14 protein-coding genes and 1 riboswitch are annotated in these 17,349 nt (G+C 72.3%); of the genes, 5 read left to right on the forward strand and 9 right to left on the reverse strand.

From position 1 onward, the window contains the following. Positions 1 to 38 precede the first annotated feature (38 nt). The 3 genes from IF54_RS0102835 to sepH all read left to right on the forward strand — a co-directional run bounded on the left by IF54_RS0102835 (position 39) and on the right by sepH (position 4,022). Positions 39 to 1,277, forward strand: a complete 1,239-nt coding sequence (locus tag IF54_RS0102835; protein ID WP_030314079.1) for an MFS transporter — start codon at positions 39 to 41, stop codon at positions 1,275 to 1,277. Beyond that, the gene (locus IF54_RS0102840; RefSeq protein WP_030314081.1) at positions 1,237 to 2,556 is read left to right on the forward strand and encodes a D-arabinono-1,4-lactone oxidase; all 1,320 of its coding nucleotides are present in this window, start codon (positions 1,237 to 1,239) and stop codon (positions 2,554 to 2,556) included. Before IF54_RS0102835 ends, IF54_RS0102840 begins: the two co-directional genes overlap by 41 nt. 440 nt (positions 2,557 to 2,996) lie before the next feature. After that, positions 2,997 to 4,022, forward strand: a complete 1,026-nt coding sequence (gene sepH, locus IF54_RS0102845) for a septation protein SepH (RefSeq protein ID WP_030314083.1) — start codon at positions 2,997 to 2,999, stop codon at positions 4,020 to 4,022. A gap of 122 nt (positions 4,023 to 4,144) precedes the next feature. On the opposite strand, the gene IF54_RS0102850 is transcribed toward sepH, so the two are convergent. Then, on the reverse strand, positions 4,145 to 5,002 hold the full coding sequence (locus IF54_RS0102850) for a sulfurtransferase (RefSeq protein ID WP_030314085.1): 858 nt from the start codon (positions 5,000 to 5,002) through the stop codon (positions 4,145 to 4,147). A 327-nt stretch (positions 5,003 to 5,329) separates the two neighbouring features. Between IF54_RS0102850 and IF54_RS0102855 the strand changes: the two genes are divergently transcribed. Beyond that, positions 5,330 to 6,121, forward strand: a complete 792-nt coding sequence (locus IF54_RS0102855; protein WP_030314087.1) for a VOC family protein — start codon at positions 5,330 to 5,332, stop codon at positions 6,119 to 6,121. A gap of 84 nt (positions 6,122 to 6,205) precedes the next feature. On the opposite strand, the gene IF54_RS0102860 is transcribed toward IF54_RS0102855, so the two are convergent. Genes IF54_RS0102860 through IF54_RS0102875 form a run of 4 tightly spaced genes read right to left on the reverse strand, consistent with a single transcriptional unit; the run spans position 6,206 to position 11,588 of the window. Continuing rightward, complete coding sequence (locus tag IF54_RS0102860) at positions 6,206 to 6,865, reverse strand: thymidine kinase (protein ID WP_030314089.1); 660 nt, start codon at positions 6,863 to 6,865, stop codon at positions 6,206 to 6,208. A gap of 50 nt (positions 6,866 to 6,915) precedes the next feature. Beyond that, on the reverse strand, positions 6,916 to 8,112 hold the full coding sequence (locus IF54_RS0102865) for an alkaline phosphatase family protein (RefSeq protein ID WP_030314091.1): 1,197 nt from the start codon (positions 8,110 to 8,112) through the stop codon (positions 6,916 to 6,918). Beyond that, complete coding sequence (locus tag IF54_RS0102870) at positions 8,112 to 8,708, reverse strand: DUF5998 family protein (protein ID WP_030314093.1); 597 nt, start codon at positions 8,706 to 8,708, stop codon at positions 8,112 to 8,114. The genes IF54_RS0102865 and IF54_RS0102870 overlap by 1 nt, the downstream gene beginning before the upstream one ends. A gap of 42 nt (positions 8,709 to 8,750) precedes the next feature. Continuing rightward, positions 8,751 to 11,588 carry a bifunctional GNAT family N-acetyltransferase/acetate--CoA ligase family protein gene (locus tag IF54_RS0102875; RefSeq protein WP_030314099.1) on the reverse strand — a complete coding sequence of 946 codons (2,838 nt, stop codon included), beginning with the start codon at positions 11,586 to 11,588 and terminating at the stop codon, positions 8,751 to 8,753. A gap of 206 nt (positions 11,589 to 11,794) precedes the next feature. On the opposite strand from IF54_RS0102875, the gene IF54_RS0102880 reads away from it, so the two are divergent. After that, the gene (locus IF54_RS0102880) at positions 11,795 to 12,076 is read left to right on the forward strand and encodes an HPr family phosphocarrier protein (protein ID WP_020139189.1); all 282 of its coding nucleotides are present in this window, start codon (positions 11,795 to 11,797) and stop codon (positions 12,074 to 12,076) included. A 136-nt stretch (positions 12,077 to 12,212) separates the two neighbouring features. Here the strand turns inward: IF54_RS0102880 and IF54_RS0102885 are convergent, their stop codons facing one another. The 4 genes from IF54_RS0102885 to IF54_RS0102900 all read right to left on the reverse strand — a co-directional run bounded on the left by IF54_RS0102885 (position 12,213) and on the right by IF54_RS0102900 (position 17,117). Next, on the reverse strand, positions 12,213 to 12,908 hold the full coding sequence (locus IF54_RS0102885; RefSeq protein ID WP_030314100.1) for a GntR family transcriptional regulator: 696 nt from the start codon (positions 12,906 to 12,908) through the stop codon (positions 12,213 to 12,215). A gap of 202 nt (positions 12,909 to 13,110) precedes the next feature. Further along, positions 13,111 to 13,872: a M23 family metallopeptidase gene (locus IF54_RS0102890; protein ID WP_030314101.1), complete on the reverse strand. Its 762-nt coding sequence runs from the start codon at positions 13,870 to 13,872 to the stop codon at positions 13,111 to 13,113. A gap of 13 nt (positions 13,873 to 13,885) precedes the next feature. Continuing rightward, positions 13,886 to 14,048: riboswitch (cyclic di-AMP (ydaO/yuaA leader) on the reverse strand. Positions 14,049 to 14,337: 289 nt separating this feature from the next. Then, positions 14,338 to 15,726 carry a M16 family metallopeptidase gene (locus IF54_RS0102895; RefSeq protein WP_030314103.1) on the reverse strand — a complete coding sequence of 463 codons (1,389 nt, stop codon included), beginning with the start codon at positions 15,724 to 15,726 and terminating at the stop codon, positions 14,338 to 14,340. Then, entirely contained in the window at positions 15,723 to 17,117 is a 1,395-nt protein-coding gene (locus IF54_RS0102900) for a M16 family metallopeptidase (protein WP_078851852.1), read from the reverse strand. Before IF54_RS0102900 ends, IF54_RS0102895 begins: the two co-directional genes overlap by 4 nt. Between the last annotated feature and the right edge of the window lie 232 nt (positions 17,118 to 17,349).

The following is a 17,349-nucleotide window of genomic DNA, read 5'->3' on the forward strand; positions in this document are numbered from 1 at the left end:
CCGCCCTCCAGCTGTCCCTTCTCCGACCGGAGACCGCCGTGCCCAGCCCCTACCGCGCTCTGTTCGCCGCCCCCGGCTCCAAGGGTTTCTCCGCCGCGGGTCTCGTCGGCCGGATGCCGCTGTCGATGATGGGCATCGGCGTGGTCACGATGGTCTCCCAGCTCACCGGCCGGTACGGCCTGGCGGGCAGCCTGTCGGCCACCATCGCGCTGGCCGCCGCGGTGCTCGGACCGCAGATCTCGCGTCTGGTGGACCAGCACGGGCAGCGGCGGGTGCTGCGTCCCGCGACGCTCGTGGCGCTCACGGCGGCCGCCGGGCTGCTGCTCGCCGCCCACTTCGGCTGGCCCGACTGGACGCTGTTCGTCTGCGCCGTCGGCATCGGGGCGGTGCCGAGTCTCGGCGCGATGATCCGCGCGCGCTGGGCGGCCCTGTACCGCGACACCCCGCAGCTGCACACCGCGTACTCCTTCGAGTCGGTGGTCGACGAGGTGTGCTTCATCTTCGGGCCGATCATCTCCATCGGTCTGTCGACGGCCTGGTTCCCCGAGGCCGGGCCGCTGCTCGCGGCCTGCTTCCTGGCGATCGGCGTCTTCTGGCTGACCGCGCAGCGGGCCACCGAGCCGGCGCCGCATCCGCGCACGGGGCAGGGGGGCGGTTCGGCGCTGCGCTCCCCCGGCCTCCAGGTCCTGGTGGCCACCTTCGTGGCGACCGGCACGATCTTCGGGGCGGTGGACGTGGTCACCGTGGCCTTCGCCGACGAGCAGGGCCACAAGGCCGCCGCGAGCGTGGTGCTGGCCCTCTACGCGGCGGGTTCGTGCGTCGCGGGGCTCGTCTTCGGGCTGCTGCACCTGCCGGGAGCGCCGGAACGTCGCTGGCTGCTGGGCATATGCGCCATGGCCGTGAGTATGATCCCCCTCCTACTGGTCGGAAACTTGCCGTTTCTGGCCGTGGCGCTGTTCGTAGCGGGCCTGTCCATCGCTCCCACGATGATCACGACGATGTCCCTGATCGAGCAGCACGTACCACGCGCGCAACTGACCGAGGGAATGACCTGGATCAGCACCGGGCTCGCGGTGGGGGTCGCGCTCGGCTCCTCGGCGGCCGGCTGGGTGATCGACGCGGCCGGTGCGCGGAGCGGGTACGGGGTTCCGGCGGTCGCCGGGGCCGTCGCGGTCGCGGTCGGTTTCCTGGGGTACCGCCGGCTCAGCAGGCCGGCTCCACGTCGGGGAGGCACCGTTGAGCACGGCAGCGAGCGCGAAGAACGGCACGTGGCGTAACTGGGGCGGCAATGTCGTCGCGCGTCCCGCGCGGGAGGTCACACCCGCCTCGGTCGACGAGCTGGCGGCTGCCGTGCGGAAGGCCGCGGAGGACGGTCTGAAGGTGAAGGCGGTCGGCACCGGGCACTCCTTCACGTCGATCGCGGCGACCGACGGTGTGTTGATCCGCCCTCAGCTGTTGACCGGCATCCGCACCATCGACCGGGACGCCATGACCGTCACGGTGGAGGCGGGCACTCCCCTCAAGAGACTCAACCTGGCTCTCGCGCGCGAGGGGCTGTCGCTCACCAACATGGGCGACATCATGGAGCAGACGGTCTCCGGGGCCACCAGCACCGGGACCCACGGTACGGGCCGCGATTCGGGCTCGATAGCCGCCCAGATCAAGGGACTTGAGCTGGTCACGGCCGACGGGTCGGTGCTCAGCTGTTCGGAGAAGGAGAACCCCGAGGTCTTCGCGGCCGCGAGGATCGGCCTGGGCGCCCTCGGCATCGTCACCGCGATCACCTTCGCCGTCGAGCCGATCTTCCTGCTCACCGCCCGCGAGGAGCCGATGAGCTTCGACGCGGTCACCAGTGCCTTCGACGAACTCTGGGCCGAGAACGAGCACTTCGAGTTCTACTGGTTCCCGCACACCGGGTCGACCACCACCAAGCGCAACAACCGCAGCGCGGGCCCCGAGCAGCCGGTGCCGCAGCTGAAGGGCTGGATCGAGGACGAGTTCCTCTCCAACGGGGTCTTCCAGGTGGCGCAGTGGGTGGGGCGCGCGGCGCCGGGCACCATCCCCTCGATCGCCCGGATCTCCAGCAAGGCGCTGTCCGCGCGGACCTACACCGACATCCCGTACAAGGTCTTCACCTCGCCGCGCCGGGTGCGGTTCGTGGAGATGGAGTACGCCGTCCCGCGCGAGGCCGTGATCGAGACGCTGCGGGAACTGAAGGCGATGGTCGAGCGCTCGGCGCTCCGGGTCAGCTTCCCCGTGGAGGTGCGCACCGCGCCGGCCGACGACATCACGCTGTCCACCGCGTCCGGACGGGACAGCGCGTACATCGCCGTCCACATGGTCAAGGGCACGCCGTACCAGGCGTACTTCACGGCCGCGGAGCGGATCTTCACGGCGCACGAGGGGCGCCCGCACTGGGGCAAGGTGCACACGCGCGACGCCGAGTACTTCGAGGGCGTATATCCGCGCTTCGGCGAGTTCACCGCCCTCCGGGACCGCCTCGACCCGGACCGCCGCTTCCAGAACGACTACTTGCGTCGGGTGTTGGGGACATAGCCGGGCGCCGGGGCCGCACCGGCCGTTCCGTTTCTGGACATTGCGTGAAGGGCAACACATAGCGCGTGAAGTGCGCCACGTTCAAGATCGCCGATCCGCTCAACGGCGGGCCGGACATCACGTCTTGAACGAAGTTGAGTGGCGTGCCAATCCACGCACGTGGCCCAAATGGAGTACTGTTGCGAGCCCTGGGTTCGATCTCCCGCCAGGGCGTCCGTGGCCTTCAAGGGCGGCCGGGAGGGGGCTAGTTGCACAGGGTGACGGAGTTGGTCACTTAGCGTTGCGAATAGGTAACCGTGCCATAACGGCGATCCAGGGCCCGTGCCCGACACGCCGGGCAACTCGGCAAGGTTGTGGCAGGCTGCACCCGGGCAGGCCACACTCGACTAGCGGAAGCAGCGACGCACGTGACGTCGGCAGGCACCACCCGGGAGGTCCCCATGCCCGAACTGCGTGTCGTGGCCGTCTCCAATGACGGCACACGGCTGGTGCTGAAGGCTGCCGACTCAACGGAGTACACGCTTCCGATCGACGAGCGGCTGCGCGCAGCGGTGCGCGGCGACCGTCCACGCCTCGGTCAGATCGAGATCGAGGTCGAAAGCCATCTCCGTCCCCGCGACATCCAGGCGCGTATACGTGCCGGAGCCACCGCGGAAGAGGTAGCCCAGCTCGCAGGCATCCCCGTAGACCGTGTGCGGCGCTTCGAGGGCCCCGTGCTCGCCGAGCGCGCCTTCATGGCCGAACGGGCCCGCAAGACCCCGGTCCGCCGGCCCGGCGAGAACGCCGGACCGCAGCTCGGCGAGGCCGTGCAGGAGCGGCTGTTGCTGCGCGGCGCCGAGAAGGACACCGTCCAGTGGGACTCCTGGCGCCGCGACGACGGCACCTGGGAAGTCCTGCTGGTCTACTGCGTCGCGGGTGAGCCGCACTCGGCGAGCTGGACCTACGACCCGCCCCGGCGGCTCGTCCAGGCCGTCGACGACGAGGCCCGCTCGCTGATCGGTGAGTCCGAGGACCTCGGCGCGCCGGAGCCCAGCTTCCCGTTCGTGCCGCGGATCGCCCGGCTGCCGCGCGACCGTCCGCTGGACCGCGCCCTCGACCGGCCGAGCCTGCCCCCGGCCGAGCCCGTCGAGGAGACGGTCGCCGAACGGGACTCGCTGACCAGCCTGTTGGAGGCGGTGCCGAGCTTCCGGGGCGACATGGTCGTCCCGGAGCGGCCGTCCGAGACGGCGACCGTCGACGAGCCCGACCCGGAGCCCGAGGCGGAGGAGCCCCCGGCTCCCGCGGCCTCGGCCGGCTCCGCCTACGCGGACGTCCTCATGCCGCGTTCGGTGGCCAGCCACCGTGACCGCCTCATCGGCGCGACCGACCGCCAGGCCGAGGCCGACGGCGTCCGCCCGGGTCGCAGAGCGGCGGTCCCGAGCTGGGACGAGATCGTGTTCGGCACCCGACGCAAGAAGCAGGAGTAGCCGGTACCACGGCTGGAGCAGCCAGTTCTATGGCTGAGGGCAGCCAGTTCTACGGCCGTCAGGGCCCGCCTCGGGAAGAGGCGGGCCCTTTCGCTGCCCGCGTGCTCGGGACGTCCCGTGGGCTACTGGGGGTCCGGGCCCACCGCGACCGGGCGCTCCGGGTCCGAGGACCACTCCGACCACGAACCGACGTACAGGGCGGCCGGGATACCGGCGACCGCCAGGGCCAGCACCTCGTGGGCGCCGGAGACGCCGGAGCCGCAGTAGACGCCGACCTCGGTGTCGTCGCCGGCGCCGAGGGACTTGAAGCGGGCGTGCAGCTCCTCAGCGGGCAGGAAGCGGCCGTCGGGGCCGACGTTGTCCGTGGTGGGCGCCGAGCGGGCGCCCGGGATGTGGCCGCCCACCCGGTCGATCGGCTCCACGTCCCCGCGGTACCGCTCCCCCGCGCGCGCGTCCAGCAGCACTCCCGCGCGGGCGAGCGCCGCGGCCTCGTCGGCGTCCAGGAGCCCCGTCGCGGCCGGCACCGGCTCGAAGTCGCCCTCTGCGAGCGCGGGGCCCGGCACGGAGGACTGGAGCGGGCCCTCCCAGGACGTCAACCCGCCGTCGAGCACTCGCACGTCCGGGTGACCCGTCCACCGCAGCAGCCACCACGCGCGGGCGGCCGCCCAGCCCTGTCCGCCGTCGTACACGACCACCGGCCGGTCCGCGGAGACACCCGCGCGGCGCATCGCGGCCCCGAACACGGCGAGGTCGGGCAGCGGGTGCCGCCCACCGCCGCCGGCCGGTCCTGCCAACTCCCGGTCCAGGTCGACGTAGACGGCGCCCGGGATGTGGCCGGCCGCGTACGCGGCACGGCCGTCGAACGGCGGCTCTCCGGCCGCCTTGGCCACGCTCAACTGCCAGCGGACATCGAGCACAACGGGCGGCTTCGGGCCCGCCAGATCGCTCGCGAGTTCGGATGCGGAGATGATGGCGTTCATGGCCACCATCCTCGCGCACGGGGTGGCCGTGTCGTCCATGTCCGGCTACTCTGCTCCGCCGAGCAGGCCCGATCACCAGGCGTACGGGAACGGGCACATGCTGTACAGCCGATCGCCATCCGTCGGCCATCGCGCGCCATGGGACGGGCGGCCGCCCGCCTGACACGCCGGGCACGGGAGTGCCGCACGCCGGGCACGCCCGGGCACGGAGTGCCGTGCGGCGGCGCGCCCGGAGCGCGCGGCACCGCGGGTGGTGCGAGCATCGGCACGGAGGTCCGGACCGCGGACACGACACGGCCACCGCGAGGGGCCGAGGAGAGAGTGACGATGACCGAGGCACGGGAGCCGGCCGCCAGGCCCGCTCGGTACACGCCCGGTACCCCCTGCTGGGTGAGTCTGATGGTGCACGGGATGGCCGCCACCCAGGAGTTCTACGGCTCCCTGTTCGGCTGGGAGTTCGTGCCCGGGCCGCAGCAGCTCGGGCCCTATGTCCGGGCCCAGCTCGGCGGCCAGGAGGTCGCCGGGATCGGCCAGCTGCCGCCCGACCGGCACCTTCCGGTCGCCTGGACGCCGTATCTCGCCTCGGAGGACGTCGACCTGACGGCCGAGACGGTACGGCTGTGCGGCGGCACGGTCGGGGTGGGGCCGCTGGACGCCGGGGACGCGGGGCGGCTGGTGATCGGCTCGGACCCCTCCGGTGCCGTCTTCGGCGTGTGGCAGGCGGCCGCGCTCCTCGGCACGTCCGTCGCGGGGGTCCCGGGCACTCCGGCCTGGCACGAGCTGCTGACCGTGGAGACGGAGGGCGTCGCCAAGTTCTACGAGACGGTGTTCGGCTTCGAGGAGGAGCCGGTGGTCTCCGCCGAGCTCGACTACGTCACCCTGCACGCCGGCGGCCGCCCGGTCGCCGGCCTCCATGGTGTCGGCCACGAGCTCCCCCGCGACCGGGGCCCGCACTGGATGACGTACTTCGAGGTGGCCGACGCCGACGCGGCGACCCGGCTCCTGGTGGACCTCGGCGGTCATGTGCTGCGCCCGCCCCACGACAGCCCGCACGGGCGCGTGGCCACGGTGGCGGATCCGGAGGGGGCGCGGTTCTCGCTGATCGAGAACCCTCGCTGAGGGCTCAGCGAGAACCGGCGCCGAGAGAAACGAGAACCCGCGCGGGCCCTCGGTCAACGGCACGCCCCGCGTCGATGCCCTCGGTCAGACGTGCGCCCCGGGCTGCTCGACCGGCAGCACGTCCGGGGACAGGGCGGCCGCCCGGGCCGTACCCGAGGTCATGCGGCGGCGGTGGTGGCGGCGGCACAGGACCTCGTAGCCGATGTCGTCGGACTGGTTGACGTCACCGACGACCACCTGGGCACCCTCGACGACCATCTCCCCGCCCACCGTACGGGCGTTGTGCGTGGCCCGGGCGCCGCACCAGCACAGGGCCTCGACCTGGAGGACCTCGACCCGGTCGGCCAGTTCGACCAGGCGCTGGGAGCCGGGGAACAGCTTGGAGCGGAAGTCGGTGGTGATGCCGAAGGCGTACACGTCGAGGGCCAGGTCGTCGACCACGCGGGCGAGTTGGTCGATCTGCTCCGGCGCGAGGAACTGCGCCTCGTCCGCGATCACGTAGTCCGCGCGGCCGCCGCGCGAGAGGTGGTCGACGAGGTAGGCGTACAGGTCCTGGCCGTCCTCGACCTCCACCGCGTCGGTGACCAGGCCGAGCCGTGAGGAGAGCTTGCCCTCGCCGGCCCGGTCGTCCCGGGTGAAGATCATGCCCGTCAGGCCGCGCGCCGACCGGTTGTGCTCGATCTGGAGAGCCAGCGTGGACTTCCCGCAGTCCATCGTTCCGGAGAAGAACACCAGCTCGGGCATGGCGAGTCGAGCACCTTTCGGTTTCTGCGGCGGACAGGGCCGGATGGGCTTCAGGAGCGTACTTCGAGCAAGGGGACCAGTTGCTCGGCGGGGGTCATGGAACCGTGGTTGCCGACCATCGCCGACTCCTTCGGCTCCCGCTCGGAAGCGATGAGCAGGACGTCGTCGCGGGCGGCGGCGACCACGTCACCGATCCGGTCGTACACCCGCTCGTCGAAACGCTCCGGCGGCCCGAACCAGCCCGCCGCGACGGCCTCGTCCCGCGAGGCGACCCAGAACTGCTCGCCGAGGACCTCGCGCCAGCAGGTCAGCACGTCGCCGGCGGCGCCCGGTACCGCGTACACATGGCGGGCCCGGCCCTCGCCGCCCAGCAGGGCGACCCCGGCCCGCAGTTCCCAGTCCTCGTCGAAGTCGATGCGGTGCTGCTCGTCGAAGGGGATGTCGAGCATGCCGTGGTCGGCGGTGACGTACAGCGCGCTGTTCGCGGGCAGTTGCTCGGCGAGCCGCTGGACCAGGCGGTCGACGTACATCAACTGACCGCGCCAGGTGTCGGAGTCGACTCCGAAACGGTGGCCCGCGCCGTCCACCTCGGCGTAGTACGTGTACACCAGGGAACGGTCGCCGGCGGCCAGTTGCTCGGCCGCGAGGTCCACCCGGTCCTCGCCGGACAGGCGCCCGTGGAAGGTCCCGCCGCTGAGCGCGACCTTGGTGAGCGGGGTGTTCTGGAAGGTGGGCGAGGTGACCTGGGCCGCGTGCACCCCCGCCTGGTGGGCGAGTTGGAAGACGGTGGGGTACGGCTGCCAGGCGTCCGGCTTGGTCCACGGCTGCCAGCGCAGCTGGTTCATCAGCTCGCCGGTGGCCGGGTTGCGCACGGTGTAGCCGGGCAGGCCGTGGGCGCCCGGCGGCTTTCCGGTGCCCACGGAGGCGAGGGAGGTCGCGGTGGTCGCCGGGTAACCGGTGGTCAGGGGGCGGCCGGTGCCGCCGCGTGAGCTCCCCAGCAGCGAGGTCATGAAGGGCGCCTCGTCCGGGTGTGCCTTCAGCTGCTCCCAGCCCAGGCCGTCGATCAGGAACACGCAGTTCCGGTCGGCGGGGGTGAGCTCGGTGATCGCGGCGGTCATGTCCGGCACTGCCATGCCGGCGGCGAGGGTGGGCAGCAGGTCGGCGAGGGAGCCGGTGCCGTACTCGGGGACGGGCGCGGTGTCGAGGGCGAGGGGCTCGGGGTGGTCCCAGGCGGCCTGCTGTGCCATCAGCGGGTGACGTCCGCGGTCGCCTCGGAGATGGCCTGCGCGAAGGCGAGCGCCTGGCGCACGGTGTCCGGGCCGTCCCCCGCCTCGCTGACGCGCAGGCTGAGGTCGTCAGCCGTGGAGCTGCCGGTGTAGCCGTGGTCCGCCTCGCAGTTGGGGTCGCCGCAGGCGGCGGGCTCCAGGTCGATGCGGGAGACGGCGCCCCAGCCGATGGTCAGCACGACCTCGCGGGGCAGGGTGCCCGGCTGGTACTGCTCGGGGTTGGCGACGACCCGGCTGACCACGACCGACGAGATCCGTCCGACCTTCACGGACTCCGTGGAGGTGGTGGCGTACGGCGTCGGGGAGGTGCTGTCCGCGGCCTGCTCGTCGGTGTGGCTGACGATGAAGCGGTTGTCGGTGAGGACGAGCACGGTCACGTGCCGCCGCACCTCGTTCTGGTCGAACGTCGTCTCCTGGTGGACCAGGTACGACCGGATCGGCTCGCCGCCGACGGCGGCCTCCACCGCCTCGGCCACGAGGGCCGGGTAGTAGCCGCTGCGTTCGATCGCCGCTCGCAGCCCCTGGGTCGTCGTACTGGTCTTGGCCATGACGTCCATCCTACGGGGGCGCACTGACTGCGAGGCACCGCTCGCCGCAGCTCAGTACGTGGGGAGTGTCCGGGGACCGAGGTCGTCGCGCGCGGGCGGCGGCGCGAGCCGTACGGAGGCGCCGAGGACGCTCAGGCCGCGCGGGGCGACGACGACCGGCTCCAGGGTGACCGCCACGACCTCGGGATGGTCGTCGACCAGCCGGGACACCCGCAGCAGCAGTTCCTCCAGGGCGGGTGTGTCGACGGGCGTGGAGCCCCGCCAGCCGAAGAGGAGCGGGGCCGTCCGGATCGATCGGACGAGGCTCGCCGCCTCCCGGTCGGTGACCGGAATCAGCCGGTGCGCGGTGTCGCCGAGCAGCTGCGAGGCGGCCCCGGCGAGCCCGAAGGACAGCACGGCACCGGCGGCGGGGTCGATGACGGCCCGGATGACGGTGTCCACCCCGCGCGGGGCCATCCCCTGCACCACGGGCCGCAGTTCGTCGGGCGTCCCGAACAGCTCGGTCAGCTCGGTGTACGCCCGTCGCAGCTGCTCCTCGTCCGCGAGGTCGAGGCGTACGCCGCCGAGGTCGGCGCGGTGGCGCAGGTGCGGGGCGGTGGCCTTGAGGGCGACCGGGTAGCCGAGGGTGCGGGCGGCTTCCGCGGCGGCGTCGGGGGTGGGAGCGGGCAGCGCGCGGTGGACCTCTATGCCGTATGCGGCGAGCAGCTCGCAGGTCTCGTCGCCGCCGAGGCTGAGGCCCTGCCCGCGTGTGAGCAGGCCGTCGATGAGGGCGGCGGCGCCCTTCTCGTCGACGTTGTCGTACTCGGGCACCTTGCCGGGTTCGGCGGCGTCCCGGCGCCACTGGGCGTACTCCACCACGTCGGACAGGGCCCGCACCGCGCGCTCGGCCGCCGGGTAGGCGGGGATGAGGCGCTCGGCGGTCTCGGGGACGGGCGGCTCGGCGGGGGCCGGGGTGGCGCGCAGCCGGTCCAGGGCGCGGAAGGGGTGGTCGGCGCGGATCACCGGCGGGACCGCGGCGGCCTGGGGTGCGGTACTGGTCGCCGCGGACAGGGCCTCCGCGAGGCCGCCGAGCTCGACATGGACCACGAGGACCGGCTTGCCGGGGACCTGCTCCGCCGCGGACCTGAGGGCCTCGGCGAGCGCGGCGTCGCCCGCCGATCCCCCGCCGACCGCCGGGATGGCCGTCACGATCACCGCGTCACTGGAGTCGTCGGCCAACGCGCGCGCGAGGGCGACATGGAAGTCCTCCGGAGTGGCCGCGGTGGTCAGGTCCAGCGGGGTCGCCGGCTTGAGGCCCTCGGCCACGCACGCGTCGTAGGTGAGCAGGCCGAGCGATTCGGAGTTGCCGAGGATCGCCACCTTGGGCCCGGTGGGCAGCGGCTGGCGGGCCAGCAGCAGGCCGGTGTCGACGAGTTCGGTGATGGTGTCCACGCGGATCACTCCGGCCTGCCGCAGCAGCGCGGACACCGTGGTGTGCGGCAGGCGGGTGGCGCGCACGGCATGGCCCTGCGGGGCGGATCCGGCCCCCTGCACGACGACCAGGGGCTTCGCCGCCGCCGTACGCCGGGCGAGGCGGGTGAACTTGCGGGGGTTGCCGATGGACTCCAGGTACATGAGGACTACGTCGGTGTCCGGGTCGTCGTACCAGTACTGGAGGACGTCGTTGCCGGACACGTCCGCGCGGTTGCCGGAGGAGACGAAGGTGGAGACGCCGGTGACGCCGGTGACCCCGCCGCCGCGGCGGTGCAGCCGGGAGAGCAGGGCGATGCCGATGGCGCCCGACTGGGCGAACAGGCCGATACGGCCGGGGCGGGGGGTCTCGGGGGCCAGGGACGCGTTGAGCCGGACGTCCGGGTGGGTGTTGATGATGCCGAAGGCGTTCGGGCCGATGATCCGCATGCCGTACGCGCGTGCGTGCCGGACCAGTTCGCGCTGGCGCTCGCGTCCTTCGGGGCCGCTCTCGGCGTACCCGGCGGACAGCACGACGAGTCCCTGCACGCCGTGCGCCCCGCACTCGGCGACCACCTCGGGGACGTGGTCGGCCGGTACGGCGACGACCGCGAGGTCGACGGGGCCGTCGATGTCGCTCACCGAGCGGTGCGCGGGGATCCCGTCGAGGTCCTTCTGCTCCTCGGGGAACGCCTTGTTCACGGCGTACAGGCGGCCCGCGAAGCCGTAGTCCCGGATGTTGGCGAGGACGCTGCGGCCCACGCCGCCGGGGGCGCGGCCGACGCCGATGACGGCGACGGAGCCGGGGGCGAGCAGCCGCTGCACGGACCGCGCCTCGGCGCGCTGCTCGCGCGCGTACTGCACGGCGAGGGACCGGTCGGTGGGCTCCAGGTCGAACTCCAGGCGTACGACGCCGTCCTCGAAGCTGCGCTTCTGGGTGTACCCGGCGTCGGTGAACACCTTGATCATCTTGACGTTGGCGGGCAGCACCTCGGCGGCGAAGCGCCGGATGCCGCGCTCGCGCGCGACGGCCCCGATGTGTTCCAGGAGGGCGGAGGCGACACCGCGCCCCTGGTGGGCGTCCTGGACGAGGAAGGCGACCTCGGCCTCGTCGGCGGGGGCGGAGGCGGGCATGCCGTCCTCGCCGATGCGGTCGTAGCGTACGGTGGCGATGAACTCGCCGCCGATGGTGACGGCGAGTCCCACCCGGTCCACGAAGTCGTGGTGCGTGAAGCGGTGGACGTCCTTGGCGGACAGGCGTGGGTAGGGCGCGAAGAAGCGGTAGTACTTCGACTCGTCCGAGACCTGCTCGTAGAAGCTGACCAGGCGATCGGCGTCGTCGACGGTGATGGGCCTGATGCGCGCGGTGCCGCCGTCGCGCAGCACTACGTCGGCCTCCCAGTGGGCGGGGTACTCGTGCCGGTCCGACGCGCTCTGCATGGGCCCCAGAGTACGGCTCGCGTACGACAACGGCGCGAGGCAGTCTGTGGAGAACGAGCGAGCGCACGAGGACTCGCCGGGACGGACGTCGGACCGAGGCCGCGGTCCGACCGCTCACCCCGGGAGGGACATCGGGTCCCCTCCGGAGACGCTTCACGTGTGGGAAACTGGTCTAGACAACCCTGAACACCGAAGGGCAGCATCACATGGCTGAGCGCCGCGTCAACGTCGGCTGGGCCGAGGGCCTCCACGCCCGACCCGCTTCCATCTTCGTCCGGGCCGCCACGGCCGCAGGTATCCCGGTGACGATCGCCAAGGCCGACGGCAACCCCGTCAACGCGGCCTCCATGCTGGCCGTCCTCGGCCTCGGCGCCCAGGGCGGCGAGGAGGTCGTCCTCGCCTCCGACGCCGAGGGCGCGGACGCGGCCCTCGACCGGCTCGCGAAGCTGGTCGCCGAGGGACTCGAGGAGCTTCCCGAGACCGTCTGAGTTCTCCGGGGCGCAGCGCGGTAAAACAAGTCGAAGGGCTCGTCCGGATTATCGGGCGGGCCCTTCGCATTTCCCTTTTACGGGCAGCAGAAATGCCGCCCCACGAATTCCCTCCTCTTTGTATACGGCGCCCGTGTTAATGCCGCAGGCCTGTCACGTTTACAGGATGTTGCGAGGTCCTCACACGGTCCGGGCGATCCGCCCCCGAGGTGAGCCGCAACCGGTGCGCGCCGCCCGAGCGCTCGGTGTGCAGCGCCGTGATCGCCCGCGCGCGTTCGCCGTCCCCGCGCGCCACCGCGTCCACGATCGCGCCGTGCTCCGCCCACGACTCCACCGGGTCGGCCGGCGCGTCCACGACGTACATCCACGCGATCTTGTGCCGCAGCTGGGTCAGCACCGAGGTCATCGCCGGGCTGCCGGCGGCCTGGGCGAGCGTCTCGTGGAACCAGCCCCCCAGGGAGCGCAGATCCTCGCTGTTGCCCCGCCTGGCACGCTCCTGACCCAGTCGGACCAGGCCGCGCAGCACCTTGAGGTGGGCCTCGGTGCGCCGCTGGGCGGCCCGGGCGGCGCCGAGCGGTTCGAGGAGCAGGCGCATCTCCAGGAGATCCGCACCCTCCTGCTCGGTCGGTTCGGCAACGCACGCGCCCGCGTGCCGCCGCGTCACCACGAAGCCCTCGGCCTCCAGGGTGCGCAGTGCCTCCCGGACCGGGACACGGGAGACGCCGTAGCGGCGGGCGAGCAGTTCCTCGGTGAGCCGGCTGCCGCGCTCGTGGACACCGGCGACGATGTCGTCCCGGATCGCCGTGCATACCGAGTGCGCCGGAATACGCATGTCCGACCTCCGTCTTAATCCCCGCGAAACGTCGCCGATTGACGTGTGTTCAGTGACTCTATTGCAATCAGCGGGAATTTCCGACGGCGGACCGGAATCCGGGGATATTTTTTGGACAAGGGGGCTCCGGAAACGACGAAACCCCGGCTCGGGGAGCCGGGGTTTCGCGGAGATCGCGCGGAGGTCTCGCGCGGAAGCGGTGTCAGACGTTGACGCCGTGCGAACGCAGGTAGGCGACGGGGTCGATGTCCGAGCCGTAGTCGGGGGTGGTGCGCGCCTCGAAGTGCAGGTGCGGTCCGGTGACGTTGCCGGTCGCGCCGGACAGGCCGATCTGCTGCCCCGGGGTGACCGACTGGCCGACCGAGACGCCGATGGACGACAGATGGCCGTACTGGGTGTACGTGCCGTCGGCCATCCTGATCACGATGTTGTTGCCGTACGACCCGCCCCAGCCGGCCTCCACGACGGTGCCGCGGCCGACCGCGTGCACGGAGGTGCCGCTGGCGGCGTGGAAGTCGACACCGGTGTGGCTGCCGGACGACCAGAGGGAGCCACCGCTCTTGTAGCCGGTGGAGATGTAGGAGCCGGAGATCGGGGCGACGAAGGCGTTGAGGCGCTTGCGCTCGGCCTCGCGGGCGGCGCGCTCCTTGGCCTCGCGTATCTCCTTGGCCCTGGCCTCGGCCTTGCGCTTGGCCTCGGCCGCCGCCTTCTTCTGCGCGGCGGCCTGCTCCTGGGCCACGGCCTGCGCGTCGATCTGCGCGGCGAGCGACTGGCCGGTGCTGACGACGGGCATGAGACCGCTCTGCTCCACGGCGGTGACGGAGTTGTCGGCGGCGAGCGCCGGGGCGGCGACGGCGCCGATGACGCCGGTGGTGGCGAGGGCGGCGACGCCCGCGGCGCGGGCGGTGGTGCGCTTCATGCGGCTGGGACGACGGTGCTTCCCGGTGGCGCAGGTGAACGCCATGTGGTGGCTGATCCTTTCCTTCCTTCTCGCCTACCGGGTTAGCTGACGGGTTCGGAGCAGGAAGGTCTCCTACGAGCCCCGCGCGATGCCACGGACGCCCGATTCACCCCAGGGACTTGGTGTGGGTCCCCGGCTCCCCTGGCTCGCGCCGTACGGGGACTCGGCGATGGCTGTCCGGTGCCGCGGGCGCGGCGCAGTGCCTGACGAACAGCCCGGATGACGCTAAGCGGGACGGCTTTCAAGGCCCAAACGGATCACGGTGTTTGTAGCGCATCCCACAGGGCAGACAGGCAACCTCCCCCCCAATTCGGACATCTAAGTGAGTTGGGTGTCCGAGCGACCTCGGTGTCGAAGGGGCCCTGGTGACGCTTCCGTCACCAGGGCCCCTGTCATGCCGTCCGCCACTCCGCTGTCGCGACGTGCGTGCCGACCTCTGCTCGGCTGCCACGACGTGCGTGCCGTCCGCTACTCGGCCGTCACGACCTTGACCTCGCCGATGCCGAGGGCCTCCACGGGCTCCTTGATGGCGGCCGCGTCGCCGACCAGGACCGTCACCAGGCGGTCCACCGGGAAGGCGTTCACGACGGCCGCGGTGGCCTCCACGGTGCCGGTCGCGGCGAGCTGCTGGTACAGCGTCGCCTGGTAGTCGTCCGGCAGGTGCTGCTCGACCTGGTCGGCCAGCGTGCTCGCGACGGCCGCCGCCGTCTCGTACTTGAGCGGCGCCACCCCCACGAGGTTCTGCACGGCGACGTCGCGCTCGGCGTCGGTGAGACCGCCCTCGGCGAGCGTGCGCAGCACCTTCCACAGGTCGTCCAGGGCGGGACCGGTGTTCGGGGTGTCCACGGAGCCGCTGATGGCGAGCATCGCGGCCCCCGAGCCGTCCGGAGCGGACCTGAGGACCTGCCCGAACGCGCGCACGCCGTAGGTGTAGCCCTTCTCCTCGCGCAGGACCCGGTCCAGTCGGGAGGTGAGGGTGCCGCCGAGGCAGTACGTGCCGAGCACCTGCGCGGGCCACACGCGTGCGTGCCGGTCGGAGCCGGTTCGGCCGATCAGGAGCTGCGTCTGGACGGCTCCGGGGCGGTCCACGATGACGACCCGGCCGGTGTCGTCGGCGGTCACCGGCGGCACGGGGCGCGGCTGGGCCGCGGAGCCGGTCCAGGAGCCGAGGGTGTCGGCGAGCAGCGCGTCCAGGTCGATGCCGGTGAGGTCGCCGACGACCACGGCGGTCGCGGTGGCGGGGCGTACGTGCTTCTCGTAGAAGGCGCGTACGGCGGCGGAGTCGATGTTCTCGACGGTCTCCGCGGTGCCCTGGCGCGGACGGGACATGCGCGAGTCCGCCGGGAACAGCTCCCGGGAGAGCTCCTTGGCGGCGCGGCGGGACGGGTTGGCCAGCTCGTGCGGGATCTCGTCCAGGCGGTTGGTGACGAGCCGCTCGACCTCGCTGTCCGCGAACGCGGGCGCCCTGAGGGCGTCGGCCAGCAGACCGAGCGCCTTGGCGAGGCGTGAGGCGGGCACCTCGAGGCTGAGACGGACGCCGGGGTGGTCGGCGTGCGCGTCGAGGGTGGCGCCGCAGCGTTCCAGCTCGGCGGCGAAGTCCTCGGCGGAGTGCTTGTCGGTGCCCTCGGAGAAGGCGCGCGCCATGATCGTGGCGACGCCGTCCAGGCCGGCCGGCTCGGCGTCCAGGGGCGCGTCCAGGAGCACCTCGACGGCGACGACCTGCTGGCCGGGGCGGTGGCAGCGCAGCAGCGTGAGGCCGTTGTCCAGCGTTCCGCGCTCGGGGGCGGGGAAGGCCCAGACCTTGGGCTCGCCCGCCTGCGGCTGCGGGTGGAATTCCATCGCGGCGAGCTCGGTCACTTGGCCGCCTCCTCGTTCTCGTCGGTGGCTTCTACGGTCGCCGCGGCCTGCGGGTCCTCGGAGGCGTCCTCGGCACTTTCGGCGATCTCGGCGGGGGCGGTGGGCTCGTAGACCAGCACCGCCCGGTTGTCGGGACGCAGCTTGGCCTTGGCGACGGCCTGGACCTCCTCGGCGCTCACGTCCAGGACGCGCTGCACGGCCGTCAGGGCGAGCTGCGGGTCGCCGAACAGGACGGCGTAGCGGCACAGTTCGTCGGCGCGGCCCGCGACGGTGCCGAGCCGGTCCAGCCACTCGCGCTCCAACTGGGCCTGGGCGCGCTCCATCTCCTCGGCGGTGGGCCCCTCCGCGGCGAACCGCGCGAGCTCCTCGTCGATGGCGGCCTCGATGACCGGCACCTCGACGTCCCCGGAGGTCTTCACGTCCAGCCAGCCCAAAGAGGGCGCTCCGGCGAGGCGCAGCAGGCCGAAGCCGGCCGCGACGGCCGTACGGTCGCGCCGTACGAGCCGGTTGTAGAGGCGGGACGACTCGCCGCCGCCGAGGACGGTCAGGGCGAGATCGGCCGCGTCCGCCTCGCGGGTGCCGTCGTGGGGCAGCCGGTAGGCGGCCATCAACGCGCGCGCGGGGACCTCTTCCTCGACGACCTCGCGCAGCTGCTCGCCGATGATCTCGGGAAGCGAGCCGTCGCGGGGCGCGGGCTTGCCGTCGTGCGAGGGGATGGAGCCGAAGTACTTCTCGATCCAGGCGAGCGTCTGCTCCGGGTCGATGTCGCCGACGACCGACAGGACGGCGTTGTTGGGCGCGTAGTACGTACGGAAGAACGCGCGCGCGTCCTCCAGGGTGGCCGCGTCCAGGTCGGCCATCGAACCGATCGGGGTGTGGTGGTAGGGGTGGCCCTCGGGGTAGGCGAGCGCGGTGAGCTTCTCGAACGCGGTGCCGTAGGGGACGTTGTCGTAGCGCTGCCTGCGCTCGTTCTTGACGACGTCGCGCTGGTTCTCCATCGACTCGTCGTCGAGGGCGGCCAGCAGGGAGCCCATGCGGTCGGCCTCCAGCCAGAGGGCGAGCTCCAGCTGGTGGGTCGGCATGGTCTCGAAGTAGTTGGTGCGCTCGAAGCTGGTGGTGCCGTTGAGCGAGCCGCCCGCGCCCTGGACGAGCTCGAAGTGCCCGTTGCCGTGCACCTGCTTCGACCCCTGGAACATCAGGTGCTCGAAGAGGTGAGCCAGGCCGGTACGGCCCTTGACCTCGTGGCGCGAACCGACGTCGTACCAGAGGCACACCGCCGCGACCGGGGTCAGGTGGTCCTCGGAGAGCACCACGCGAAGGCCGTTGGCCAGGCGGTGCTCGGTCGCTGTCAGGCCCCCGGTGCCTGCCTGGTCTGTGGCCGTGTGACCCATGGGCATGTACGTCCCTTCGATCGCGGTCGCGGTCGTTGAAAACCGCGGTTTGTGGAGCTGTTTTCCTGCCGGTCCTGCCACTGTATGCAAGCGTGCGGACCCTGGGTGAAGTTCCCGGGGCGCGTACGCCCACAGCGGATCGCGTAGCCTGCGGGCAACCGTGAGCGGGGCACTGCGCGAGCGCCGAGCCGGGTGACCGGTGGTCGCCGGTCGGGCGACGTTGTGGTCGCCT

Source organism: Streptomyces sp. NRRL B-3229 (genome assembly GCF_000719505.1).
Taxonomy (GTDB): Bacteria; Actinomycetota; Actinomycetes; order Streptomycetales; family Streptomycetaceae; genus Streptomyces; species Streptomyces griseorubiginosus.